Source organism: Methylomicrobium agile, from assembly GCF_000733855.1.
Taxonomy (GTDB): Bacteria; Pseudomonadota; Gammaproteobacteria; order Methylococcales; family Methylomonadaceae; genus Methylomicrobium; species Methylomicrobium agile.
Genome location: NZ_JPOJ01000001.1, coordinates 473,825 through 498,382, shown reverse-complemented (window position 1 = coordinate 498,382; position 24,558 = coordinate 473,825). Strand labels below are relative to the sequence as shown.

Annotated in this window: 20 protein-coding genes; 18 read left to right on the top strand and 2 right to left on the bottom strand. The window is 55.4% G+C overall.

The annotated features are described in order from the left end of the window. Nucleotides 1-74 precede the first annotated feature (74 nt). The 18 genes from CC94_RS21135 (at nucleotide 75) to CC94_RS0102250 (ending at nucleotide 22,036) form a co-directional block, all read left to right on the top strand. Entirely contained in the window at nucleotides 75-884 is an 810-nt protein-coding gene (locus CC94_RS21135) for a M35 family metalloendopeptidase (RefSeq protein WP_051911352.1), read from the top strand. Continuing rightward, entirely contained in the window at nucleotides 797-1,006 is a 210-nt protein-coding gene (locus CC94_RS24500; protein WP_245549393.1) for a M35 family metallo-endopeptidase, read from the top strand. The genes CC94_RS21135 and CC94_RS24500 overlap by 88 nt, the downstream gene beginning before the upstream one ends. Before the next feature lie 37 nt (nucleotides 1,007-1,043). Next, on the top strand, nucleotides 1,044-1,259 hold the full coding sequence (locus tag CC94_RS24495; RefSeq protein WP_245549392.1) for a hypothetical protein: 216 nt from the start codon (nucleotides 1,044-1,046) through the stop codon (nucleotides 1,257-1,259). Nucleotides 1,260-1,298: 39 nt separating this feature from the next. Then, nucleotides 1,299-1,493, top strand: coding sequence for a hypothetical protein (locus CC94_RS24490; RefSeq protein ID WP_245549391.1), 195 nt, complete (start codon nucleotides 1,299-1,301; stop codon nucleotides 1,491-1,493). A gap of 794 nt (nucleotides 1,494-2,287) precedes the next feature. Continuing rightward, nucleotides 2,288-3,370: a M35 family metalloendopeptidase gene (locus CC94_RS0102320; RefSeq protein ID WP_005373586.1), complete on the top strand. Its 1,083-nt coding sequence runs from the start codon at nucleotides 2,288-2,290 to the stop codon at nucleotides 3,368-3,370. A 146-nt stretch (nucleotides 3,371-3,516) separates the two neighbouring features. Beyond that, entirely contained in the window at nucleotides 3,517-3,870 is a 354-nt protein-coding gene (locus CC94_RS22130) for a hypothetical protein (RefSeq protein ID WP_157203356.1), read from the top strand. A gap of 547 nt (nucleotides 3,871-4,417) precedes the next feature. Then, nucleotides 4,418-5,071, top strand: coding sequence for a DUF6931 family protein (locus CC94_RS0102310; RefSeq protein WP_005373582.1), 654 nt, complete (start codon nucleotides 4,418-4,420; stop codon nucleotides 5,069-5,071). A 17-nt stretch (nucleotides 5,072-5,088) separates the two neighbouring features. Further along, nucleotides 5,089-5,379, top strand: coding sequence for a PAAR domain-containing protein (locus CC94_RS0102305; RefSeq protein WP_005373580.1), 291 nt, complete (start codon nucleotides 5,089-5,091; stop codon nucleotides 5,377-5,379). 109 nt (nucleotides 5,380-5,488) lie between these two features. Then, nucleotides 5,489-7,501, top strand: a complete 2,013-nt coding sequence (locus CC94_RS0102300; protein WP_005373578.1) for a type VI secretion system Vgr family protein — start codon at nucleotides 5,489-5,491, stop codon at nucleotides 7,499-7,501. 77 nt (nucleotides 7,502-7,578) lie between these two features. Beyond that, a complete protein-coding gene (gene tssJ / locus CC94_RS0102295) occupies nucleotides 7,579-8,079 on the top strand; it encodes a type VI secretion system lipoprotein TssJ (protein WP_005373577.1) in 501 nt (166 codons plus the stop codon). A gap of 160 nt (nucleotides 8,080-8,239) precedes the next feature. Beyond that, nucleotides 8,240-9,856 carry a type VI secretion system-associated FHA domain protein TagH gene (gene tagH / locus CC94_RS0102290; protein ID WP_005373575.1) on the top strand — a complete coding sequence of 539 codons (1,617 nt, stop codon included), beginning with the start codon at nucleotides 8,240-8,242 and terminating at the stop codon, nucleotides 9,854-9,856. A 34-nt stretch (nucleotides 9,857-9,890) separates the two neighbouring features. Further along, nucleotides 9,891-11,228, top strand: a complete 1,338-nt coding sequence (gene tssK / locus CC94_RS0102285) for a type VI secretion system baseplate subunit TssK (RefSeq protein ID WP_005373573.1) — start codon at nucleotides 9,891-9,893, stop codon at nucleotides 11,226-11,228. A gap of 164 nt (nucleotides 11,229-11,392) precedes the next feature. Then, on the top strand, nucleotides 11,393-12,562 hold the full coding sequence (gene icmH, locus CC94_RS0102280) for a type IVB secretion system protein IcmH/DotU (protein WP_245619690.1): 1,170 nt from the start codon (nucleotides 11,393-11,395) through the stop codon (nucleotides 12,560-12,562). 8 nt (nucleotides 12,563-12,570) lie between these two features. After that, on the top strand, nucleotides 12,571-16,116 hold the full coding sequence (tssM, locus tag CC94_RS0102275; protein ID WP_005373569.1) for a type VI secretion system membrane subunit TssM: 3,546 nt from the start codon (nucleotides 12,571-12,573) through the stop codon (nucleotides 16,114-16,116). Continuing rightward, complete coding sequence (tagF, locus tag CC94_RS22125) at nucleotides 16,113-17,732, top strand: type VI secretion system-associated protein TagF (RefSeq protein WP_005373568.1); 1,620 nt, start codon at nucleotides 16,113-16,115, stop codon at nucleotides 17,730-17,732. The genes tssM and tagF overlap by 4 nt, the downstream gene beginning before the upstream one ends. Before the next feature lie 227 nt (nucleotides 17,733-17,959). Continuing rightward, a complete protein-coding gene (locus CC94_RS25195) occupies nucleotides 17,960-18,817 on the top strand; it encodes a hypothetical protein (RefSeq protein WP_342633113.1) in 858 nt (285 codons plus the stop codon). Next, the gene (locus tag CC94_RS0102255) at nucleotides 18,805-20,238 is read left to right on the top strand and encodes a type VI secretion system contractile sheath domain-containing protein (protein ID WP_005373563.1); all 1,434 of its coding nucleotides are present in this window, start codon (nucleotides 18,805-18,807) and stop codon (nucleotides 20,236-20,238) included. The genes CC94_RS25195 and CC94_RS0102255 overlap by 13 nt, the downstream gene beginning before the upstream one ends. A gap of 118 nt (nucleotides 20,239-20,356) precedes the next feature. Beyond that, nucleotides 20,357-22,036, top strand: a complete 1,680-nt coding sequence (locus CC94_RS0102250) for an FHA domain-containing protein (protein ID WP_005373561.1) — start codon at nucleotides 20,357-20,359, stop codon at nucleotides 22,034-22,036. 36 nt (nucleotides 22,037-22,072) lie between these two features. On the opposite strand, the gene CC94_RS0102245 is transcribed toward CC94_RS0102250, so the two are convergent. After that, nucleotides 22,073-22,909, bottom strand: coding sequence for an alpha/beta fold hydrolase (locus CC94_RS0102245; protein WP_005373560.1), 837 nt, complete (start codon nucleotides 22,907-22,909; stop codon nucleotides 22,073-22,075). Between the two features lie 17 nt (nucleotides 22,910-22,926). Then, entirely contained in the window at nucleotides 22,927-24,552 is a 1,626-nt protein-coding gene (locus CC94_RS21115; RefSeq protein WP_005373559.1) for a serine/threonine-protein kinase, read from the bottom strand. Nucleotides 24,553-24,558 lie beyond the last annotated feature (6 nt).

The following is a 24,558-nucleotide window of genomic DNA, read 5'->3' as shown; positions in this document are numbered from 1 at the left end:
TACCGAAGCCTATAAAAAAGCAAAAGAATATAGTCGACACCAAAGAGTTTTCATCTCCTGATTGGCAGAAGTTTTTGAAGGACGAGGCACAAATAGCGAGTCTGTTCGGGCCTGATGGCTTTAGTTCTGCCCACTTTAAAACTCCCGATAAGGTAAGAGATAAAATTTACTCGCAAACGTCTTATGCAATCGTTCGTTTTTTCGGCGCGGGAAAAACGAGCGGTGACGTGATTTACGAGGCGGCAAACAATACCGCCAGCCCGACGGCAGTGAATGACCGCGCCGCGACGTTGAAATTCGTCAAGCATTTATACCGAGCTAAAAAACGCGGGGCACAAGACGTTTGGATTTACTCGCCGCCGAGTGAGCATGCGGGTTGGATTTTCGACGAGATCACCGGCAATAAAGAAACCGTGATAGCCAAGTTGAACAAGGAGGCGGAGCTTTTCTCCGAGACTGACAAGAACAGCATGTGTTCGGCGCTTGCGTTGGCGCTCAAGATATCCGAGGATACCAAGATAAAGCTTGCAGATAACAACGAAACGACCAAAAGTTTTGTAAAACGCTGGTTTATGGATGAGGATTGCGGCGACACCGAAATTAACGAGGCGATTGCTAAATTGTCTGATGGATTCAAGAGAATCGCGGTTTGCTGTAATTCAAATACCTTGGTTTTTACGGATTATCCCGATTGGCGAGACCGTAGAAACACGCTGATGGGGGGAGCGATTCCAGGCGGGGGCCGATTATTTATATTGAAGGCGCTTTTACCGACCTGGCGAACAGAAGCGGGAATTTGTGGACCTGTGCGAGAACCATTATCCATGAGTTCTCACATCATGAGATTCGTACCGAGGATCATCGATACAGGCATCAAGGGTTGAAGCCCAATAAGTCGAATTTGCCTTATACAAAAACGATCACCAATGCGGATAGTTGGGCCTGTTTTGCCGTAGATTTGGCGGGCTATATGCCCGAGTCCGATAGGAATAGCTTTCTTAAATGATATGCTCGGATGGAGGCTTTTTCTTATGTCTTCATTTATGATGAGACAAACTGTCTTTTTAAAATTGACAGCCCTTATAATTATCTGTGTGCATATGAACTATGCGTATGCAGGACAAGATGCCAAAATGGCGCCTAAAAATTCAAAAGAGGTTAATGTGATGATGCAAGCAGATAGGATTCCACCGGCTAATGTATCGCCCATTATTATAGAGGGTATTAGATATGAAGTCATTCATTGGGGAAAAGATTGAGGTTTATGACAGAACGGAGGTTATATCTCGGCCATTGAGATGGCTAGCGGGAAAGAGCTGTGGGTATTAAAGATTTATGATGTGACCTATGATCCAGGCATGGAGAAAGATGTTCAAGATATCTTTATTAAATCCATGTCAAAACCCTTTTTTAGCAAAAAACTAAAAATTGTTGATGAGAAGGGGCGAAAATTCATCGTTGATATCACCAATCGCTCAGTGCGGCAGGAGTAACAGGGGCGTTTCAGAACTCAACTCTCGCGAGCCCGGTAGGGTGGGCAAACTGACTTACCTCGTTTTCAATATTGGGGCTTTGTCAGCGTTCGTGAGCCCTACAAGCGCAGCGTAGGCGGAAGCTATTATTTGACCCAATGCTAATTTCCAAGATACGTGAATCACTTGAAATGCGGAAACGTCAAGCGTGTGGCCGATTGACCGTATTCCACCTTTCATCGACATGTCGCGAATGGCATTTTTTCTATGGATTGGTGTGGTATTTAAATGATGCGTTTGATGGCGATGAATAAAATTTATTTTCGGAGATTAGCATAGCCCATTTCCGCAAAATCGGAACACGCAATCAGCCAGGGTTCGATACCGGCTCGAGCCGACAATTATTGCCTCGTGGTCAAGAGACAAATTTTTACCTTGTCGCTGGACCCGATCTTTCCATCCAAGTGGATGATGAAGCAGTCGCGAGGGTGTTTAGCGGTTCAGGTGATCATTTGGTTGAAAATGTTAAGGTTTACCCCTACCGAATAGATTATGCACCCGAATCAAAAATGCGCTAACAGTGCTGAGAGAATACAACGATAGATCAGTCATCTGGCTTGGCTCTCTTCCACGATCACAGGGCGAACGCCAAAATGGAACATCCGGCCGTGGATGCCGAAAGTTAATTCTTGGAAGCCCTTTATTTCTTTATGAAGAATATTTATACTGAAATATATTTATACTAATAAAGCGCACAACGGGGTTTGCTGGTTTTCATACGGTAAACGATTTATGCGATAGCCTTGGATGCCGATATGTCACACAGTTTTTCCAAAGAATATGAAGCGGCGCGCGACAGCATTTGCAACGGCGCTTTTCCTGCCGACAAGTCAGTTGATGATCTGATCAAAAAGCTGAAAAAATTGCTCGCTTCCGATGGCTTCGATGACGCCAGTTCGGATGCGCTCGAGCTGCTCAGAAAAGAGATCATGACCTTCTCGCTGAGCCGTGTGGTGCTCGGAACCAGTTCCGGAGAAGCCGCGAAAATTCTCGGAATGGCCGGCGCCTACGATACCGCGAAAAAATTCAGCGGTAATGCCGTTCTGGTACAGCGCGCGAGCGCGCTGAAACTGCTGCGCCACAGTTACTTCATTTCGAAAACCGGCGCCAAAAGCCTCTGGGTGATTTCAGTGCCGAAAGGGTATACCGATTGGCCAAGCCTTGAGCTGAAACCGTTGGCCAGCGACGAAACGCGGTTAAAAGACAACCTAGGCAAAGTTCGCGAATATTTCAGTTCGTCGCAAAAGAAACACATGCACGAAGGCGCTCAGTTTGCGCTGGCGTGGGTGCAAAAAACATTGATAGTTCTCGCGAATGCCGGCAAGGACAAAGGCGAATCAATGACACTGGTCAAACGCTGGTTCAAAACCAAGGGCACGTCCGACACCGATTTGACGTCGATTGTCAGCGAGCTGACTGCGGGCTTCAAAAAAGTTCAGGGGGTGCTTAACGGCAACCGTTTGATCTTTACCGATAACCCGCCGGATCGCGGCACCGCGGACGAAACTAACACTGAAGCTTTCGTCTGGAGCGGCGGTTGGAAGGACAGTTTGAAAGTCGTTTACATCGAAAAGGGATTTTTTGCCCGTGGCGCGAACGTGTTGTCCGGGCGCAATAATTGGGCGCGCATCATCATCCATGAGCTGACGCACAGCGAGTTGGATACGAAAGACTACCCGCGCGACAATTCTTACGGTTGGCAGGGCATCAATCCGATGGACCCGAAATTCAATGGCAACAAGGCGATTACGAATGCCGAAAACTGGGCTTACTTCGCCGCCGATTGTGCGAATGCACTGTCCGATAGCGAACGCAAGACGGCATTGAAAACGCCGTAAAGGAGGCGTTCATGCGGATTGTTAGTTTCATGCTCGCCGCGCTGTTCATGTGCCGGAGCCTGCCAGGAGAGGCCGGCGTTTCCGCCAACCAGCCGGCACCTTTCGCTCCTTCCGTTTTTTCAACAGAATCTCACGAGGTACTCATCATGACCGATGCTTCAGACGGCCGCCCTATACGTTCATCCAGCCGGATTCGCGCCCCCGAGGTTGCGCCGGTCGTGCACCAGGGCATACGCTACGAACAAATCAAGGCTCCTTCGTCAAAGGGATTACCGCCGGGGGGCTACGTCAGCGCGACCGAGGTCGCGACGGGTAAACGCGTGTGGCTCGCCAAAGTTTACGATACCGCACTCGATTCGAACCGCGAGACCGACGTGCAGATCGTTTTTTTCAAAAGCCTTGTGTTAAACCAGGGCGGCGATGCGCTGCTGATCGAAGACGAAAAACAACGCAAATATCGGGTTTCGCTGGTGGACGGAGCGGTCCAATCCGTTCCGTGAAGAACGGATTAGACTTTTGAGAAAGGAGAACGAGGCACCTCTTCGTCCCCAAGCGAATGGGATATGATCGGTTCATCCTGGGATTCAGTTTAACCGTCAGTAACAGATGCACAAAGACGGTAAAATTCGAAGTGCTAAAAGCTATACGCCGTTCTGTCGGAGCTGGAGTTCGAAATCATCCGTAAAGCATTGAACGATGCGATCGGCTTCGACATGGATCAACACGGCGGAGGTTCAGTTCGCTGGGCATGGCGACGAATCGATTAAGGTGTCATGCCGGACGGCCCCGCCTTTGCAATATTCAATTCTCGGTAATGCCGAAGCGGTGCAACGTCGATATATGGATCTAAACCGTAATTGATCGCCAAAATAGGAAAGGATGCTTTGGGCGATAAGAGCCGTTGGTTCTGGTATGACGATCATGGCAATCTATTTCTGCCGGAACTGACAGGACCGTCCGGAAGTAGTCTAAAGAAACGCCATCTGGTCATAGCTTGCCGCTTGATTTCATGTTAAAGTCGGCTCTTTCATTTACTGCCGATATCGCATGCGACGGCATGGAGTCAGTGCGCGCTGCGGGAGTTCGAAAGACAAGGGGCAAGAAGAACAAATGGCCGGTTTTGACGTATTGAAGAAAGTTGTTTCACCGAAAGCTGCGGCGCTTTGTCAGGACATCGACCTCGATCCGGCGGCGGTGCAGTGTCTTGCGAGTGACCCCTCGCCGGTTGAATTTCTGAATGCTTTGTTTGAACGCGAGTCTTACCCCGACGCGGTACGTTTTCTGGCGCGCGTGCTGCCCAAACGGGAAGCGGCATGGTGGGCGTGTATTTGTACGCGCGGCGTGCTGGGTCCGGAGGCGCCACCGGTAGCCGTCCAAGCACTTGCAGCGGCGGAACAATGGGTATACAAGCCGACGGAGGCCAATCGCAGGCTGGCCGAGGCGGCGGCACAGGCCACGGCTTTCGACAGTCCTGCCTCCTGGGCGGCGATGGCGGCGTTTTGGAGCGAGGGCAGCATGGTACCTGAAGATGCCCCGGCGGTGCCGCCGGCGGATAATTTGACGGCCAAGGCGGTCGCGGGTGCGGTGATGCTGGCGGCCGTGATTGGGCAACCGGCGTCGATCCAGGAAAAATACCGTTTCTTTTTGACCCAGGGCGTCGACATAGCGAACGGCGGCAATGGGCGTCCCTGGCAAGGTTGATTTGGAGGCTATAAACGATGGGCCAGCCTGCGGCACGTGTTTCTGATATGCATGTTTGTCCGATGTTTGACGGTCCTAAACCGCATGTCGGGGGGCCAATTTTGCCGCCGGGAGAACTGACGGTGCTGATTGGCAAACTGCCTGCGGCAAGAGTCGGCGACATGGCAACCTGCGTAGGCCCTCCGGATGCGATTGTTCTGGGATCTTTCACCGTATTTATCGGTGGCATGCCGGCCGCCCGAATGGGAGATTCGACCGCCCATGGGGGAATGATTGTTTTGGGGTATCCCACGGTTTTGATCGGCTAATAAATAACAACAAATAACGCAGTGAATTCCGGGAAATATCAAATGGCTCGTTTTAGTGGGGCCGTTATAGTCCATTGACAAATTAAAGCCGAATTGATCAGGAATTGTTATGCCCATTTCTCAAGCAGGCCGTGTGGCTTCGGTTACAACACCGCTACCTGAAAACGATTTATTTCTGTGGCGCGTATCCGGCAGCGAGCAGCTGAGCCGGTTGTTCGAATACGAACTGGACCTGCTCAGCGAAAAAAATAATATTAATTTAAAGCCTTTGCTCGGCAAGAGCATGACCATCAAGTTGAACCTTCTGGACGAAGCCGGGCAGCGCTCGATCAATGGCATGGTGATCCGGGCCAGTCGGTGTGGGATGATGGGCCGATTTTATCATTACCGGGCTACGCTCAGGCCCAAGGCCTGGTTATTGACGCGGCGCAGCAATTGCCGAATCATGCCCACCCTGAAGACCGTGCCGGAGATCGTCAAACTGATCCTCGAAGAGCACGGAGTTTCGGAGGTTGAACTGAAACTTTCCCACGAATATTCGAAACGCGAATATTGCGTCCAATACCGCGAATCCGATTTTGATTTTATCAGCCGCCTGATGGAGGACGAGGGGATCTATTACTATTTCGATCATGGCAATACGAGCCATACTTTGATGCTCTGTGACTCAGTATCCTCACAAAAAAGCGCTCCGGTTAATGCCAATATTTTGTATTTTCCCCAAGCCAACGAAAATCGCCGCAAGGAAGGGCACATATACGAATGGAGTTTGAGCCAAGAAATACAGCCGGGAAATTACGAATTGGACGACTTCGATTTTGAGGCGCCGAGCACTGATTTAACCTCCAAGTCATCCAATCCTGGAGCGCACTCTGAAGGGAGTAAAGAAGTTTACGATTATCCGGGGGGCTATAAAAAGAAGCCCGAGGGCGAACACTACTCTAAAGTACGCCTGGAAGAGTTGCGCAGCCAGTTCGAACAAATCTCCGCGCGCGGGAACGCACGTCAGCTCGCGGCCGGGATGAAATTCACCCTGGTCGATTTTCCGGTAGCCGACCAAAATCGCGAATACGTAATCGTTTCCTCGGATCTTCGGATTCAGAACAACGGTTACGAATCGGATGGAATCAGCGATTGTGCCGAGGAATACGAGTGCGCTTACCGCGTGCTTCCTGCCAAAGCGGAAAACCAATACCGGCCGGTCCGCCTGACTCCTATCCCGGTCGTGCAGGGCGTACAGACCGCTATCGTGGTCGGTAAATCCGGAGAGGAAATTTACACTGACAAATACGGACGGATTAAAGTCCAGTTTCATTGGGACCGAGAGGGTAAAAAGGATGAAAACAGTTCCTGTTGGGTGCGCGTCGCCCAGATCTGGGCCGGTAAAAACTGGGGCGCGATCCATATTCCGCGTGTCGGCCAGGAAGTGATCGTTGATTTTTTGGAAGGCAATCCCGATCGGCCGATCGTTACAGGGGCAGTCTATAATGCCGACCAGATGCCGCCGTACGAACTTGAGGCGAACAAAACCCAAAGCGGGATAAAATCCCGCAGCAGCAAAGGGGCAGGGGCGGAGAATTTCAATGAAATCCGTTTCGAAGACAAAAAAGGCGAAGAAGAGCTTTATATTCATGCCGAAAAAAACTTCACACGGATTGTCGAGAACAACGACGTGCAAAAGATCGGCTTCGATAAGAAAGACGCCGGCGATCAAGCCATTGATATCTACAATCACCGGACTGTTACGTTGGATCAGGGTAACGACAGCCTGACGGTAAAAACGGGCAACCGGACGGTCAGCGTCGATACCGGCAATCACGAACTGACGGTGAAAACCGGAAATCGCTCTGCCAGCATCGACACCGGGAATGACAGCGTGAAGGTCAAAACAGGCAACCGTACGGTAAAGGTCGATCTCGGCAGCATCGAAGAAGAGGCCATGCAGTCGATCGAACTGAAGGTTGGCCAGAACAGCATAACGATCGATCAGAAAGGGATTACCTTGAAGGGCATCATGATCACGATAGAAGGACAGGTTAAGACCGATCTCAAAAGCCCGATGACCACCGTTAACGGCGACGGTATACTAACCATGAAGGGTGGAATCGTAATGATCAATTGATCTCCTTTAGAAAAATCGGATCGCCTTGAGTATCTACGAAGCTCTCGAATGTAAGTGTTAAAAGTGGAAATGAGTAAATGAAACGATCCCGTTTTGTACCGGTTTTGAGTTTTGTATTGTTGCAGGCTTGCGGCAGCGCGCCTCCGGCGCCCCCTGCCCCCGTGCCGGAGCCGCCGACCGTCGTGAATTTAAAGATCAGCAGCGCGGCAAACCTGAATGCGGACGCGATCGGTGCCGGCGCCCCGGTCATGCTCCGGATTTATCAATTGCGGGAGACCAGTGCCTTTAATTCCGCCGACTTTTTTTCGCTGTTCGATAAGGATCAGGCGACGCTGTCCGCTGAAATGGCAAGGAAACAAGAACTGCTGATCAAGCCGAACGACCATCTGTCGCTTTCGTTGCAGCTGGAGCCCGACATCAAAACGCTAGGAATCTTCGCCGCTTTTAGGCTGCTGGATAACGCGCAATGGCGCGCCATGCTACCGGTGACAGCTCACCAGACGCAAACGGCCGAAATCAAACTGCAAGGCAATACGGTGCGCGTTGAGCCGCTCCAACCGGGCATAAACAAGCCATAAGGAAGATGCTTGTTGAAAATATGGCAATATTTGTATCATAGGCGTTTTTAATGATTGGCTGTTTTCTCGGTTCGATGCTCTGGTCCGCTTCCCCTTATCTGTCAATTCAGTTCTCCGCTCATTTGTCCGTGCTGCCGTTCAATCGTTGGTGGGGGCGAAGATGACATTGATCATTAAAGCCGTCAGTTACAAGGATGCGCCGCTGACGTCAGAAATCAGCGTTCGGTTTGAAGAGCAGGGCGGTTCGATCGGACGTTCGCCGGATAACCAGATGGTGTTACCCGATCCCGAAAAGTACATCTCCCGCCTGCATGCCGAGATTCAATACGAAAGGGGGCAGTATTTCATTCAGGACTGTAGCGCCGGAGGGACTTACCTGGAACAGCAGGGCCAGCAGCTGCAGCAGGCCCGAGCGGCTTTGACCGATGGCGAAAAACTGCGCATCGGTGAATATGAACTGGTGGTGACGATAATCGAATCGGCGCCGGCATTCTCGCAGCCTTATCAGTCTTATGTAGAGCCTGTCCGTCAGCTGGATTTGGCCGATAGCAGCGCCTTGGGCGGACTTTCTGGCCCTCAACCCAGTGTCGCAGTAAAAACCGAAACACATCAAAGTTTCATCGAACAGCCCGATGCTTCGGTTTTTCATCAAAGCTTTACCCCACCGGAAGCCCAAGCGGATCCTCGGCTTCAGAAGAAGGAAGAGGTGAAAGATGATCTCGACTTCGGCGATCTACTCTCGACCCTGGATCATTTGTCGGCTTCCCCGTCTGCGCCGGACGGCCGCGCTTTTAAGCCGTCAGCCTCGAGCCCTTCATTGCTTTCCGATTTCCCCGAACTGCCAGCCGATTTTTTTGAGGAAGAGAGTATGCTGGAATCCGCTAAGATGTCGGCTGCCACTTCGCCGCACCTTGATACGGCGGATTTGCCGGCTTCGCCGTTTAATACCGCGGCAACCGATCAAGAGGAACTGGTAGCGGCGAACGAGCTACCTGCGTCTCCATTTTCGTCAAATCCATTCCCAGAGGCAGGTTCCGGACGCGAAGCTGATCCAGCCGCGCCCTTTAGCTTGGAGACGGCAATTCACAGTGTCGAGGCGAGAGAACCGGAGGCGGTAGCTCCAATACCGAAGCCCCATGTGGCTCCTCAGGAAGCCCGGGTGCGCATGACCGCCCCTTCCAATACTGAAAGAGCGGCAGCGGACAGCGAACTGATTCGTGCATTTCTAACCGGGGCAGGGATTGACGATTCCCAGTTTTTGTCACCGGAACAATGGTCGGAGTTGTTCCGGACCTCTGGCGAACTGCTGCGCAGCATGGTCGAAGGACTGATGTGCGTACTGCGCGCCCGCGCGGAGCTGAAAAGCCAGTTTCGCGTTTCGGTGACCACGATGCGGTCGGTCGACAATAATCCGTTGAAATTTACCCCGAATGTCGATGATGCGCTGCGCCTGATTCTGGCGCCGACGAATCCCGGCTTTTTGACGCCGAAAGAAGCGGTGCGGGAAGGATTTGCGGACATCATGAATCATCAGATGGCGATGACCGCCGGCATCCAGGCCGCGCTGGCGGATATTCTGCGCGGTTTCGATCCCGAATTGATCGAGAAAGCCCAAGGCGAAGGGATCCAGTTTCAGAAAAAAGCCAAATGCTGGGAGCACTATACGAATCAATACCCGAAGCTGAAGGCTTCCGCCCAGGAAGACTTTTTCGGGGACGCTTTCGGCGATGCTTATGAGCAGCAAATGCAGTTGCTGAGCCGCTCCTCAAAACAATAGCCTTATTACCGCACTTCTGCCGGGAAACCACAATATGTCTGAACACAATAGGGTAGTCTGGTCCGAGGGAATGTTCCTTCGTCCCCAGCATTTCCAGCAGCATGACCGCTATTTTGAAAGCCTGCTGCATGGCTTGTCGCTGGGCATTCACGCCTATGCCTGGGGCTTTGCAAGCCTGAAACTCGACCAGGGATGCCTCGCGATCGGCAAGGTCGGGCTTTGCGAATGCAAGGGCGTCTTTCCGGACGGCACTCCCTTCAACCTGCCGCAAGACGATGATCTGCCGATGCCGCTGGACGTACCCGAAAATGAAAAGGCCAGTATTGTCTATTTGGCCTTGCCGCTGCGCCGGTCGGATGCTACCGAAGTCGACAGCGAGGCTTTTCCGGACAACATGGCCCGTTACCGCCTGACCGAACGCCAGGTCCGCGATCATAACAGCGGCTCCGACGGACGCTACGACGTACAGATCGGCGCACTGAAGCCGCGCCTGATGTGCGAAAGCCAGGAGCGTTCGGGCTATGTCTGTCTGGGTATCGCCAGGGTCGTCGAAGTGCGCGCCGACAAGACGGTAATTCTCGACAAACAGTACATTCCGCCGGCCGTGCACTGCGCCTCTGCGGGCCTGTTGGGCAGCTTTGCCGGCGAGTTGCAAGGCTTGCTGCATACGCGCGGCGAAGCGTTGGCGGGACGAGTCGCCGGCAGCAGCCAGGGCGGCGTGGCAGAAATCGCCGACTTCATGCTGCTGCAGCTGATCAACCGCTACGAACCGCTGCTGGCGCATCTGGCCAATACTTCGGTGATGCATCCGGAAGATTTTTTCCGGCTTTGCCTGCAAATGGCCGGCGAATTGGCGACCTTTTATCGCCCCGGCAAACGGCCGATTGCGTTTCCCGATTACCGGCACGACGACTTGAAAGCCAGTTTCATTCCGTTGATTGACGAACTGCGTAGCCTGTTGAGCATGGTGCTGGAACAGAATGCGGTGCAGTTGCCGTTGGCCGAAGCCCGGCCTGGCGTCTATGTCGCAAAACGCCCGGAATTACAGTTGTTGGAGGGTGCAATTTTTGTGCTTGCCGCGAAGGCTCAGGTATCTTCCGAATTGATCCGCAGCCATTTCCCGCCGCAGGCTAAGATTGGCCCGGTCGAAGACATTCAATTGCTGGTGCGTTCGGCGCTGCCCGGCATTGCGATTCAGGCCTTGCCGGTCGCGCCGCGGCAGATTCCTTACCATGCCGGTTACTCTTATTTCGAGCTGAACAAGCAAAGCGAGCTATGGGCAAAAATGGCGGCTTCCGGCGGCTTTGCGATTCATGTCGGCGGCAGTTTTCCGGAATTGGAACTCGAGTTTTGGGCAATTAGAAAAGGTTGAACGGTATGAATCCAAGCAATCCTTCAGGACCCTTCGATGACGGCGATCGTACGATCATCCGGCCGATGCCGGGTGGACGCAAGCCCGCCGCCGCACCGACGGTAACGGATATTCCGCCGGTGCCCCCCATTTCTCCGGCACCATCTTACCGTCCCACAGCCCCCGTGGAACTACCCCCTGCCGAGTTTAAGCAGAATCCGATCGTTGCGGCGGCGCTGTCGCTGATCTCGCTGGCCGGGCGGCTGCGGCAAACCGCGGTGTATCCGGCGGTTGAGGAACTGCGCCAACGGATGAGCAACGAAGTGACTCTGTTTGAAAACCGGTTGCTGCAATCCGGGATCAGCGCCGACCATACCCGTATGGCCAGTTATGCGCTGTGCAGCTTTCTGGATGAAACGATTTTGAATACCCCGTGGGGTTCGCAAAGCCAGTGGGGTCAGCAAAGTTTATTGATCTCTTTCCATCGCGAAGCCTGGGGCGGTGAAAAGTTTTTTGATATTGTCGCGGCATTGGTCAAACAGCCGGCCCAGAATCTGGTGCTGATCGAATTGACCTATCTTTTTATCAGTCTGGGATTCGAAGGCAAGTACCGGATATTGACGAACGGTGCGAACGCGCTGGAGAAATACCGCGCCGAACTGTATCAGTTGATTCAGCGCGTGAAGGGCGATAGCGAACGCGAACTGTCGCCGCGCTGGCAGGGCTTGAAGGACGTGCGCAATGCGCTGGTCCGGTATGTGCCGCTCTGGGTGGTCGGCGCGGTATTGGGCGTGCTTTTGCTTCTGGTTTACATCGGGTTTGTTCTGGCATTGAATGCGAGGTCCGACCAGATTTATAAGGACCTGTTCGCGCTGGCCAAACAGCCGGTCGAGATCGCGCACGCGGCGATTCCGGCGCCGGTCGTAAAACCGGCGGATCCGGATCGGAAGGAACGTTTCAAGCGGCTGCTCGCGAATGAAATTGCGGCAAATATGGTAGAAGTCGTCGACGACCGGCTGCTTCGGATCCGAAACTCGTTTGCCTCCGGCAGTGACCAGTTAAAGCCGGAATTCAGGCCGATGCTGAGAAAGATCGCGGATGAGTTTGCTGCCGGCAAGGACAATGTGCTGGTGACCGGGCACACCGACGACAAACCGATCGTGTCGGCGCGCTTTCCTTCCAACTGGCATTTGTCGCAATCGAGAGCCAAGCAGGTCAGCGAAATATTGAATAGTCTGGCCACGCAAAGCGGGAAGATCCGCTATGAAGGACGGGCCGAAAGCGAGCCGTTGATCCCGAACGATACGCCGGAGCACAGGGCGATCAATCGTCGCGTCGATTTACTGATTTTGTGAGAGCGCAAATGGGAAAGCTCAAGGCATTTTTTACCAATAAATGGGTGATTCAGTTTCTAGGGCTGGCGGCGCTCAGCTGCCTGGTATGGTTCGCGGGGCCGCTGATCGCGATCGCCGGCAGCGTGCCGCTGGAGTCGGCGCCGGCGAGGATACTGGTAATTATCGCTTTGTTCGTGATTTGGGTGATTTTTCGGCTGGTCATGCAGCTTCGTGCCGGCAGCACCGAGAAAAAACTGGTCGAGCAATTGGTCACCGGCGACAGTGATCATGTGGCGGCAGCGTCGGCCGATGAAGTCGATATGTTGCGTAAAGGCTTCGAGGACGCGTTTGCGGTATTGAAAAAATCGCGCACAGGCAGTAAATCCTCTGGCCAGTTTGTTTATCAATTACCGTGGTATGCGATCATCGGACCGCCCGGCTCCGGCAAAACGACTGCACTGATCAATTCCGGCCTGCATTTTCCGCTCGCCGAAAAGCTCGGCAAACATGCGATCCAAGGAGTCAGCGGGACGCGCAATTGCGATTGGTGGTTTGCCGATAATGCGGTTTTTCTGGATACGGCCGGCCGTTATACGGCTCAGGAAAGCCACAAGGCCGTCGATGCGGCCGGATGGGCCGGATTTTTGGCGCTGATCAAAAAATACCGTCCGCGTCGGCCGTTAAATGGCGTGATCGTGGCGACCAGCCTTTCCGATCTGCTGCAGCAGTCCGAGCAGGAGCGCCTGCTGCATGCGAAGGCCGTGCGTGCGCGGATTCATGAGCTTTATCAGCATCTCGGCGTACGGCTGCCGGTCTATATGATGTTTACCAAGGCCGATCTGGTGGCTGGCTTCAACGATTTTTTCGCCGATCTGACTCCCGAGCAGCGCGCCCAGGTTTGGGGAGAAACCTTTTCGGCCGACACCCTGACCGGCGATCAGGATTTACCTGCGCGTTTCGCGGATTCCTATGACGAATTGCTGCAGCGCCTGCAGAATCTGACGATCGGACGGATTCAGGACGAGCGCGATGTGCGCCGGCGTGGCGCGATTCTGGATTTCCCGCAGCAAATGACATTGCTGAAACCCGCGCTGCTGGATTTTTTACAGGCAACTTTCGCGGCAAACCGGTATGAGCAGCCGGTACTCCTGCGCGGCTGTTATTTCACCAGCGGTACCCAGGAAGGCACGCCGATCGACCGGATGCTGGGCATCCTGGCCGGCGCTTTTCACCTGGACCGGCAGGCTGTCCCGATGTACAGCGGCCAGGGAAAGAGTTTCTTTCTGACGCGCCTGCTGAAGGATGTGTTGTTTCCCGAAGCGGAACTGGCCGGTCAGGATCCGAAACTGGAAAAACGGACGCGCTTACTGCAGCTGAGCGCCTATGCCGGCGCCGGGCTCGTTTTTTTGGCCGTGATTTCGCTCTGGACGGTCAGCTATTTCAACAATCGGGCCGCGTTGGAACAGATCGAAGAACAGATTGAGCAATACCGCACGATCAAAATGTCCGCAAGCAGTACCCAGGATAATTTTCGGGTATTGTTGCCGCGTCTGAATATTTTGCAGACGGCGCGGAATGTATACAAAGAGGCCGGGCTATGGACCGGATACGGCCTGTCGCAGGGCGACAAGATCGAGGCGGCCGCAGGCCATGCCTATGAGGCAATGCTGCGCGAGTATTTTCTGCCTTCGATCATGCTGCGTTTGAAAGAGCGGATGCAGGGGGCTGAAGGCAATAAACTCGACGTGCTGTATGAGCTGCTGAAGGTTTACCTGATGTTCAACCAGACTGACCGGCTGGTGCCGGAAACTGCGATGGCCTGGGTGCGCGCGGACTGGGACCTGCAATACGCCGGCGATCCCGAAGCCGTTGCCCAATTGGCCGGGTATCTGGATAACCTGCTCAAACTGCAGCTCGACCCGGTGCAGATCGATCAGGCTTTCGTGAACTCGGTTAGAGGCAAGCTGACGCAGGTGCCGCTGATCGGCCAGATTTATTCACGCTTCAAGTCGGAGACATCGCTCGACCAGGCGCATGATTTCCAATTAGGCAAGGCCCTCGGTGTGGATGGCGCGCGAGTTTTCACCCTATCGGACGGCAAGGATTTTTCGTCTTATGCGATCCCGGCGGTGTTCACCGGTTACGGCTATAAAGAGCTGTTTTTGACCAAAAGCCGCGATTTCGTGAAGGATGCGGTCGAGCAGAACTGGGTGCTGGGCAGTCAGGCCAGACTGGAAATCGCGGAAGTCGAAAAACTGCATGCCGAATTGAAGAAGCTGTACGTCAACGAATATAAAACGGTCTGGTCGGACCTGATCGCCAAGCTGAAGCTTCAACCCGCGTTGACGACGAGCCAGACCGCCCAGATGCTCGACATTCTGTCCAGGCCCGACGGTCCTTTGCGCAAATTGCTGGACGGCATCGAGGCGAATACGGCATTCAGTCAGTTAAGCAAACAGGCCAGCGACTCGATGGCGAAAGCGGTCGGTAGCGCATTGAAGTCGCCGGATACGAAGACCTCGCAATTGCTCGCTTTGGCCAAAAACGCGGCCGGCGTCGATGCCGGGCCCGATCCGGCCCTTGCGGCGGAGGCGCAGTTCGAGCCTTTGAACAATCTGGTGCGCGGCGGGCCGGATAAACCGGTAGCGCTGGATTCGGTATTGCAGCAATTGAAAAGCCTGCGCGATTACTTTCTGCAATTGAGCAGCGCCAATACCGGCGGCCAGGCCTTGCAGAATCAGGCGAGCCTGTTTAGCGGCGCCGGCACGGACGTGCTGAAACAGGCGCAGCTCGAATTTGCCCGCCTGCCCGAACCGTTGAAAGGCTGGCTGCAAATCGTCGTGAACAGCGGTGGGCAAAAACTGTCTTCGGCAGCCAAGGGCCAGCTGAGCGAAATGGTCAAAACGGCCGTCGCCTCGCCCTGTAAAGCGGCTTTAACGGGACGTTATCCGTTCAATGTGAAAACGAATCAGGACGTCCTGCTGGCCGATTTTTCGAAAATCTTTGCGCCTTCCGGGCTGATGGACCAGTTTTTCCAGGCGAATCTAAAACCCTTTGTCGACACCAGCAGGCCCGTCTGGTCTGAAATGGTGGCCGAAAAGCCGTTAGGTTTGTCGCAGGAGTCAATCCGTCGGTTTCAGCTGGCGGCCAAGATCCGGGATGCCTTTTTCGCCGCCGGGCCTTCGCCTCAGGTGCAATTCGAGCTGAAACCGCAGGGGCTCGATACGAATGTCGGGACCTTCCGCCTGCAAATCGAAGGCCAAGAGGCGGTTTATCGGCACGGTCCGGAACAGGCCACCAGTCTGAAGTGGCCTGGGCCGACTCCCAGCCAGGGTGTGCGGATCGTCTTCGAAAGTCTCGACGGGCGTCAGGCCAGCCGCAGTAAGGAAGGCACCTGGGCTTTTTTCCGGTTGCTCGACGAAGCGACGATCGAACCGACTTCGGCGCCGGAAAAATTCAATCTGACGTTTCAACTGGACGGTATGAGCGCGCGCTATGAGCTGCGCGCGGCCAGCGTGACGAACCCATTCAATCTGCGGGAACTGCAAAGTTTCCGTTGTCCGGAAGGTTTGTGATTCAGCCGCAATCCGCGCCGGGCTTTTACGGCAAGATCCCGAGCCACGGCGACTTTTTATCCCGGCGTTTGCCGCGCCAGTTTATCGAACCCTGGGACCAATGGCTGCAGGCGGGTTTGACCGCCAGCCGCGAGCAATTGGGTCCGGCCTGGCTGGATACCTTTCTAATTAGTCCGATCTGGCAGTTCGCCCTGCCGGCGGGTCTGTGCGGGAACGATGCCTGGGCCGGGGTCATGATGCCGAGCGTCGACAGGGTAGGGCGGTATTTTCCGCTGACGCTGGCCGCGAAAGTCAATAACTGGCCGTTGACCGATCTGTTCGAGCCCGATTGCAGCTGGTTCGAGGCGTTGTCCCAACTGGCGCTGTTTTCGCTCGATTATGATTTCGACCTGGACAGTTTTGATGGCAGGTTAGAGCGCCTGCATCTTCGCGAATTCGTTTCGGTGCAGCCGATTCGCTATGGCCAGGAGCGGCTTGATACCGCTTCGGCTCGACAGGCTTTTCATTTCCGGCTCGATACGGCCGCGGATACGCCCCGGGCCTTGCGCCAGATTGGGAGCCGGTTGGGCGCACGTTTTTTGGAACGTTGCAGCTACTGGCGCTCGACCGCGCTTGAAGCTTCAGAGACTTCCTTTTTGCTCTGCGACGGGATGCCGCCGGTCGATGCTTTTGTCGGGTTTCTGAATGGCGTATGGCCGAATCGCCAATGGAACTTGTCGAATCTTAGCTTGGCCGGGAGTTTGCCGGTAACGGACACCAAGGTTTCGCAACCAGCGATCGAGGCCGAAGCTTCTTCAACCGGACCGGCCGCGGGCGATCCGGTTTGGGAGCACGGAGAGATTACGCGCGGCCGGGAGACGCGTGCCCCGTTACGACGCTCGGGCGCAAAATGGGTGACGGAGAGCGCCGGGTTGAGCGTGGTCGGGATGCGGCGTAAGCTCAATGAAGACGCGATCCTGGAGAGGTGCGAGGCCGGGATGTGGGCGGTGGCCGATGGGATGGGCGGGCACAGCGCGGGGGATGTTGCGAGCAAAACCGCGGTAGCGGCCCTGGCGAAGATTTCCGGCCAAGATGGCATTGACCGCTATCAGGAACGGGTCGAGGCATGCCTGCAGTCGGTCAATCGCGAACTGCTGCGTATGGCCGAAAGTCGGGGCCATGGCCAGATTATCGGCAGTACGATCGTAGTGTTGCTGATATCCGGCAAGCACTTCCGTTACCTTTGGGCGGGCGACAGCCGTTTGTATCGTTACCGGCAAGGGATTCTCGAGCAATTGACCCAGGATCACTCCTTATCACCGCCAATAGCGGACGGCGGGCTTGGCGCCTCCGAGGCTTCAGCCGTTCCGGTCCATGAAAATGTGATTACGCGTGCGGTCGGGGCGGATGAGCTGCTGGAGCTCGACGCTGGGGAAGGAGAAATTGCCGATCGGGATTTGTTTATTTTGTGCAGCGACGGGTTGATCAAGGAACTCGCGGATGCGGATATCATCGCTTATTGCATGGCAGGGTCCCCGGAAGAGATTGTTCGGAATCTGGTTCGCGAAGCGGAAATGAGAGGGGGCAGGGATAATATTTCGGTAGTCATCGTCTCGGTCGCCTGCGAAAAACTTTGAAAAACTCTTTAAGAAAGGGTTTAATGTATGTGAATTTAAAGAGCTTTACGGTTTTAATAAAGCTTGAATTCGGCAAGAAAACCTAATTGAAATGTTTGACGGACGCCGGTTTTGACGGAGGGATGGGGGCGGACGCTGGGTTTGATACGGATTTTTTACCTGCCGTTCCCGTACTTCTTTTTAAACCGTGCCAACCGCCGACGGATCCTGCAATAAAATTTTCAGTCATGGGCAATTTTCAATTACAGAGTGTGAGTAACATGACGCCAACCCTAAATCTTCATAAAAATTCAGCCTCAGGCCAATTACCGGATTGCCGTGCACCCAGATTGCTTCGTTATGCCGCGCATGCGGTTTTGACGGCCGAGGTCCCGCTGGGAAGTATCGAGTCGGCTTTCGCGAATCCCTGCAGCATATATTTTAATCAGAATTCACAATCCGAAGTTTCAGCGGCCCGATTTTTTCCGACTTTGGCAGAGCTGGATCTTTCCAGTACCTGTGCCAATGCCCTTTTTGGCGGGCCTAACGAATCAACTAATTTCGAGGCCCTTGCGCAATTGACTCCCTATCAAGCGCTGGCGCAGTCGACGCTGGCGATCTCGGTTGCCAACCAGCAGTTCCGCAACGTCAAGAACCGGCTGATGCTGCTGCGCCACAGCGACTGGGGCGGCTTCATCGTCAGCGGGGTGAGCGGTCCCAACCTGCTGGCGTCTGCAGGCCTCCCCGGCCAGTCCAGCGGCGGTGCCGGCGGCGACAAGGACAGCTCGCTCGACAGGCTCGGCGTGTTCATGAACGGCAACTTCGATGCCGGCGACAAGGATGCGACGAAGCGGGAGTTGGGCTTTGAGTACGACTGGTCAACTGGCAGTTCAACAATGATCCCGCGCAGAACGTCTTTACCGTCGTCAGCGACAACCCGGACCGCAACTATGCGAACCTGGGCGCCGGCATGTCGGCGACGTTCACGCACGGGCTCTCTGCGTTCCTGTTTTACGAAGCGATGGTGGGACGCGAAAACCTGTCCGAGCACTCGATTAATCTCGGCGTGTGCAGCGAATTTTAGGACTGGCCGATGCGTATCCTGATCCTGGGCGACTTCAGCGGGGCCGGTATGCGACGGGAAGCGAAGCGGCAAGGTTTTGGCGAGCGCGTCATTCATCAGGTGGACATCGATAATTTCGATGCGGTGATGGCGCGGATCGCGCCTCGCCTGCATCTCGATGCCGACGTGGAACTCGCGTTTCGGCAGATGGACGACTTCCATCCCGATACGCTGTTCCGAAATCTCGAAATATTCCAGGAGCTTGCCCGCGTCAGGAAGCGGCTGAACGACGACGCGACATTTGCGCAGGCGGCGGAAATGTTGCGCGGCCTGATGCAAGTTGCGGCGCCTCCGGTAACCGACGGGGAACCGTCCCCACCCGAAGACGATCAGGCGACCTTTGATCGCCTGATCGGAGGGCGCGCCGTGCATCCTGAAGGTTCCCGTAAGAATCCAGGCGCATCGGTTACGGCCCGGTATATCGAGCAGATCGTGGCTCAGTATATCGTGCCCGACCCCGGGCCTTTCAAAGCCGTTTACCTCAAAGCGGCGGACGAGGCGTTGAGCGTGAAAATGCGGGAGTTATTGCATCGGCCGGATTTTCAGGCGCTCGAAGCGGCTTGGAGAGCGATGTGGATATTGGTTTCGAATCTCGAAACCGGGGAGCATCTTTCGTTGCATCTGCTGGATGTCGGCAAGGATGAATTGTTCGAAGAGATAAGCGCTGCGAGGGAAAACCTGAGCCGCTCCGCTTTGTATCGCCTGCTGGCAGGGCAAAACGCCGGTTCGTTCGGCGGGGAATCCTGGTCCGCGATAATCGGAAATTATACCTTCGGCAGCGATCCTGAAGACGTCGCTTTGCTGGCGGCGTGCGGCTTGGTGTCATCTCAGGCCGGCGGCCCCTTTATCGCTGCGGCCGATTCCGGACTTTTGGGGTGCCGCGTCCTGGCCGAATCGCCTGATCCTCACGACTGGAGCGAGATGAGTCCGGAGGCGGAAAAACGTTGGGCGGCGTTGCGGCAGACGCCGATCGCTCCGTGGCTTGGCTTGGCGTTGCCCCGAATTCTGCTGCGCTTGCCGTACGGGGGCGATTCCGATCCGGTCGAATCTTTTGCGTTTGAGGAGACTGCACAACCTTACCCCCATGCGGACTTTTTATGGGGTAACCCGGCTTTTTTTTGCGCATTGCTGTTGGGTCGTTCCTATCTTGGGCGCGGCGATGCGATGCGGCCTGGGGATGACTTGCAAATCCACGATCTGCCGGCGTACATTTTAAAACAGGACGGCGGTTCAACGCTGTTGCCGTGCGCGGAAACGCATTTGACCGATCGGGCAGCGGAAAAAATTCTTGGCCTCGGAATCATGCCCTTCCTGAGCCACCGCAACGGCAATGCCGCGCGTCTGGCAAGGTTTCAGTCGCTTGCCGATCCGCCTGCGGCCTTGCGTGGCTTCTGGACCGGTTGAGGACTCGGTCCGTCCAATCGAAGTGATATTTTCAAAATGATGCCTGTCCTCCGCCGGCGAATATTTTCGTTGAACGCCTTCACCAAGTTTCCTTACTCCGGCCCGGCCAGCCAATCCGATGCAGGACGATAAAACCGTTTTCAAGCCGTCCCTCTCTCCGCCCGCCGTGCAGGACGCCGACCGGACCGTGATATTCCGCTCCGGTTTGCGGGTCTTTGTCCAGGACAGCACCGGCAGAACGCTGAAAGACTATCATTTTGCCGAGGGATTTACCGCCGGGCGCGCGCATGACAACTCGGTCGTGCTGGAGAGCGGAGACATAAGCCGCCACCACCTCGAAGTGAAACAGGAACAGGGCGGATGGTGGCTTGTCGATCTGAATAGCGCGAATGGAGTTTTTATCGGTGACGAACGGATGGAGCAAAAAGCCCGATTGGCGCTGCCGACTCGGGTGCGGGTGGGCAATGCAGAGATTTTTCTGCAAATTCAGGCGGCCGGGCGGGAGCCGGCCAAAGGACCGAGCCCGAACAAAGCTCCGACGCCGCCGGCTCCTTCTTCGGTCACACTGACGCAACAAGCCGCGGAAAAACACCATCTATCCAAAGAGGCGGTCAGGAATCGGCTGATGTCCCAGGAGGAGGCCGAGGATGCCGGCGAATACACCCGGATGGTGCGGACGCTGATTCGCGAAGACCGAGTGATCCGAAGCAAAAAATACAATAAATGGATCACGGTTCTGGCCGTGCTGTTTCTGGTTGCCGGCGGCATGGCGGTGTATCAAAGGATCGCGCTGTCCAATGCCCGCGCCCTGGCGATCGATTTGTTTTACGATATCAAAACGCTCGAAGTCAGCCTGTCGCGTGCCGAGATCACGATCGAATCCAGCGCGGAAGTGCTCGAACAGACGGTCAAGACAGTCGCGCAGGAAAAGTTGAAGGCCGAGCAGGAACGCATCAAGGCCGAACAGGCAAAAGTCGCCGCGGAGAGCCTGCGGCTGGCGGAGGAGCGCAAACGGCTGCAACGGATGAAGGTCAAGTACCAGGAGTACGTGAAGGAAGCGGAATCCCTGCGTATCCGTTTTCTAAGCCCGGCGCGTTACGAAGAAGAACTGATCGTCAGGGTTGCCCGGGAGTTCGGCGAAAGCGAACTGGAGCTGCCCGAGGATTTCGTCGAAGAAGTCAAGCGTTATATCAAGTACTGGCAATCCACGCCGCGCATTGGGCAGGCGATGGCAGCGCTGGAGGGCAACGGTTATGCCCCGATGATCCTGGCGGCTCTGGAAAAGGAAGGCTTGCCGCCGCATTTCATTTATCTGCCGTTGCAGGAAAGCGGCTACGACAGGATGGCGGTCGGCCCGGAAACCCGCTTCGGGATCGCGAAAGGCGCGTGGCAGCTGCTGGCGTCGACCGGTGAGGATTTCGGGCTGAAATCCGGCCCGCTGGCCGCGACCCGGGAATACGACGAGCAGGATCAGCGCTTCGATTTCGACCGCGCGACCCGGGCCGGAGCGAAATATTTAAAGCTGATCTACGGGACCGAGGCGCAGGCGTCGGGCCTGTTAGTGATCGCCAGTTACAATTACGGGCAAAATCGGGTCAAGGAAATGATCAGAAAGATGCCCGACAATCCGCGCGACCGGAATTTCTGGAAATTCATCCGCCAATACCAGATTCCGAAAGAAACCTACGACTATGTCTTCTATATCTTTTCGGCCGCGGTGATCGGGGAAGATCCGAAATATTTCGGTTTCAAATTCGCTCCGCCGCTGCTATTGAAGGAAACACCAAAGCCGGTTTAGAAACGGGCGGGACCTGTTCAGGTTCGCAGGGCTGAATTATTCCGGGCCGGGCGGGTCCGGACGCGTTGCGATCATGTCCAGGATCGCATGCCATCGATTCTCCCAACAGCAGTCATGATCCGCTTCGGGGATGACGACCCATTTTGCCGAAGGCTGGCGCCGTACGGCCGGATGAATCAAATCCGGCGGGATATTCGTGTCTTTTTCGCCGGCCAAGTGCAGTTGGAAGATGTTTTTGGGCAAGGGTGGCCGCCTGGCAGGATTTTCCGAACCGGTCAGCGGCGAATAATGGTGATGCTTGGCCCAGGCGTCAGGGTCCAGATTGCCCGCGATCGTGACGATGCCGTTCACAATATTCAGTTGTTCCGCCATCAGCATCGCCAGGGCGCCGCCGCCGCTGAAGCCGATCAATACCGTTCTGCGCGGATGCAATGACCGGTGGATTTGCCGGAAGGCGGCCGTCATCGATTCGACGACGGTTTTGGAATAACGCCGACCGGTCCAGAGATCCGCGGAGCAGGGCGGTTTCGCGCCGTAGCCGTGATAACACGGACGGCCCAGATAAACCGAGGGCATCGGGTCTTGCGCCATCAGCCTGAGCACGAGCGGATTGCGCGGGGTCGGATTGTCCGAAATCCAGCGGTGATGCAGCCAGGGCGAGCCGTCGCCGTCCAGGTAGACGTGCAGTTCGCCGGTTTGGTTCTGCGTTCGACTCAGATAGGCGACATGTACAAAATCGCTGCCCTTGACCACGGTCCGAATCAAATGCAGTCGTTCGGCTTCCCGGTCCAGGCGGATTTCGGGAGTCGCGCAACCGGCCAGCCACAGCGTCAGGCAACCAAGCAATAGGGCGCGTCGCGGTATGGACTTCAAGGTTGCGCGAGGCGCTTTTATTGTTGGCCTTCCAATTCCAGAATCTGCTTTTTCAACGCCAGCAGGCCGTCGTGTTTCGGCACCGCTTCCAGCCCTTCTTCGATCTTGGCCATGCTTTCGGTGATGCTGTTTTGGGCGAACAATTCTTCCGCCTGTTGCTCGCACAGGTTGGCGATTTTTTCGAGTCCTGCTTTGGCGGCTTTGTTGTATGGATCGATTTCGAGTACCTGCCGATAGGCCCAGAGCGCATTGCTGCCGGAAGGGGCGGTGATGAAGCCGACATCGTAGTGAATCTGTGCGAGTTCCAGCAGGTCCTTGATTTTGAGTTCCTGTTCGGGCGTCAACGCGATGACCTTGTCGGCCAGGGGATCGACATTGTAGTAGAGATAGACGTAAGCGCCCGAGGCGCTCAATAGCGCCAGCACGGTGATTGCCGATAAAATCCAGGTGATCCTCGATCGCGGTTCGAATTCGCTGATGAATTGAGGAATAGAGGGCGTGCGCTGCGCTTTTTTAAACGCGAGCGCATGCGTCAGCGCATTCCATTGCCGCCGCTTCAGGCCTGGGATGGCCGGCGGCTGCAAATTGACCGCGTAGGCTTTCGGCGCCTCGATTTTGCCGAACGGATGCTTGCCGGTCAGCAGTTCGTAAGCGACGCAGCCCAGTGCATAAATATCGTCGCGCGGGTCCGGCGGCTGATTTTCGAACATTTCGAGGCTGGCGTATTCGGGGGTCAGCGCGCCCAGGTCGCGGGCGTTGAAAACGGTCTTGTCGTGGTCCGAACGGGCCGCCGCGCAGGCGATGCCGAAATCGAGCACTTTGACGTCGCCGCCGGTCGTGATGAAGACGTTGCCGGGTTTGAAGTCGGAATGGACGATATTGTGTTTGTGCGCGTAAGCCAAGGCCAGGGCCAGCCCTTTGATGATCGGCCAGGCTTGCTTGAAGGGCAGGCCATCCGGCGCCTGTTCGCGAATGTATTGGCGCAGCGACTGGCCTTCCAGAATCTGCATCACCATGAAGACATTGCTGCCGTCCCGGTCGAAATCGTAGACTGTCACGATGTTGGGATGCGCCAGTTGCTGGGTTTTTTTGGTTTCCCGCTGCAGCGCGATAAACAGCTCCGGGTCCTGGCGGAATTCTTCGTTCAATACCTTGATGGCGACATCCGGGGATTCGTCCTGCGCTTCCTCCCGGCGTAAATCGGTGGCCCGAAATACCGTGCCCATGCCGCCGCAGCCGATGATTTCCTTAATCACAAAACGGTCCTTGATCACCGAGCCGATGGTCAGCGGCGCCGAGGGCGAACCGGTGGAAAAACTCAGCGTCTTGGCCATCGCCGCGGTGCGCCAAGTGGCGGGCGTGGGCGTAGCGGGCGCCGGACTCACGACGATCGTCTCGGCATCTTCATTCGGCGGGTTTGCGGGCGCCGGCGGCTGAGTCCCGGTTTTGACGGCGGCAATGACCGTCGCATCGTCTTCCGGGGCCGATGGCTGCGTACGGAACGAAGCGCTCAAGCGCGTCTTCGCATCCTGGGTATCCGCCGCGCTTGCCGAAGCCGCTGCTTGGCCGGCCGTTGGATTAGGCGGTCGCGGCGCAATCCGGGTCACATCATCGGCATCATCGTCGGGGTTTTTGTCGTTCATAAACGG

Excerpts from the sequence above, each read along its gene's own strand:
- CC94_RS24495 (WP_245549392.1), top strand. The coding sequence starts at position 1,044 with ATGATGAGACAAACTGTCTTTTTAAAATTGACAGCCCTTATAATTATC.
- tssM (WP_005373569.1), top strand. The coding sequence starts at position 12,571 with ATGGGAAAGCTCAAGGCATTTTTTACCAATAAATGGGTGATTCAGTTT.
- CC94_RS0102310 (WP_005373582.1), top strand. The coding sequence starts at position 4,418 with ATGCGACGGCATGGAGTCAGTGCGCGCTGCGGGAGTTCGAAAGACAAG.
- CC94_RS25195 (WP_342633113.1), top strand. The coding sequence starts at position 17,960 with ATGGGCAATTTTCAATTACAGAGTGTGAGTAACATGACGCCAACCCTA.
- CC94_RS0102320 (WP_005373586.1), top strand. The coding sequence starts at position 2,288 with ATGTCACACAGTTTTTCCAAAGAATATGAAGCGGCGCGCGACAGCATT.
- tssK (WP_005373573.1), top strand. The coding sequence starts at position 9,891 with ATGTCTGAACACAATAGGGTAGTCTGGTCCGAGGGAATGTTCCTTCGT.
- CC94_RS0102255 (WP_005373563.1), top strand. The coding sequence starts at position 18,805 with ATGCGTATCCTGATCCTGGGCGACTTCAGCGGGGCCGGTATGCGACGG.
- CC94_RS22130 (WP_157203356.1), top strand. The coding sequence starts at position 3,517 with ATGACCGATGCTTCAGACGGCCGCCCTATACGTTCATCCAGCCGGATT.
- tssJ (WP_005373577.1), top strand. The coding sequence starts at position 7,579 with ATGAAACGATCCCGTTTTGTACCGGTTTTGAGTTTTGTATTGTTGCAG.
- tagH (WP_005373575.1), top strand. The coding sequence starts at position 8,240 with ATGACATTGATCATTAAAGCCGTCAGTTACAAGGATGCGCCGCTGACG.
- CC94_RS0102250 (WP_005373561.1), top strand. The coding sequence starts at position 20,357 with ATGCAGGACGATAAAACCGTTTTCAAGCCGTCCCTCTCTCCGCCCGCC.
- CC94_RS21115 (WP_005373559.1), bottom strand. The coding sequence starts at position 24,552 with ATGAACGACAAAAACCCCGACGATGATGCCGATGATGTGACCCGGATT.
- CC94_RS0102305 (WP_005373580.1), top strand. The coding sequence starts at position 5,089 with ATGGGCCAGCCTGCGGCACGTGTTTCTGATATGCATGTTTGTCCGATG.
- CC94_RS24490 (WP_245549391.1), top strand. The coding sequence starts at position 1,299 with ATGGCTAGCGGGAAAGAGCTGTGGGTATTAAAGATTTATGATGTGACC.
- CC94_RS0102300 (WP_005373578.1), top strand. The coding sequence starts at position 5,489 with ATGCCCATTTCTCAAGCAGGCCGTGTGGCTTCGGTTACAACACCGCTA.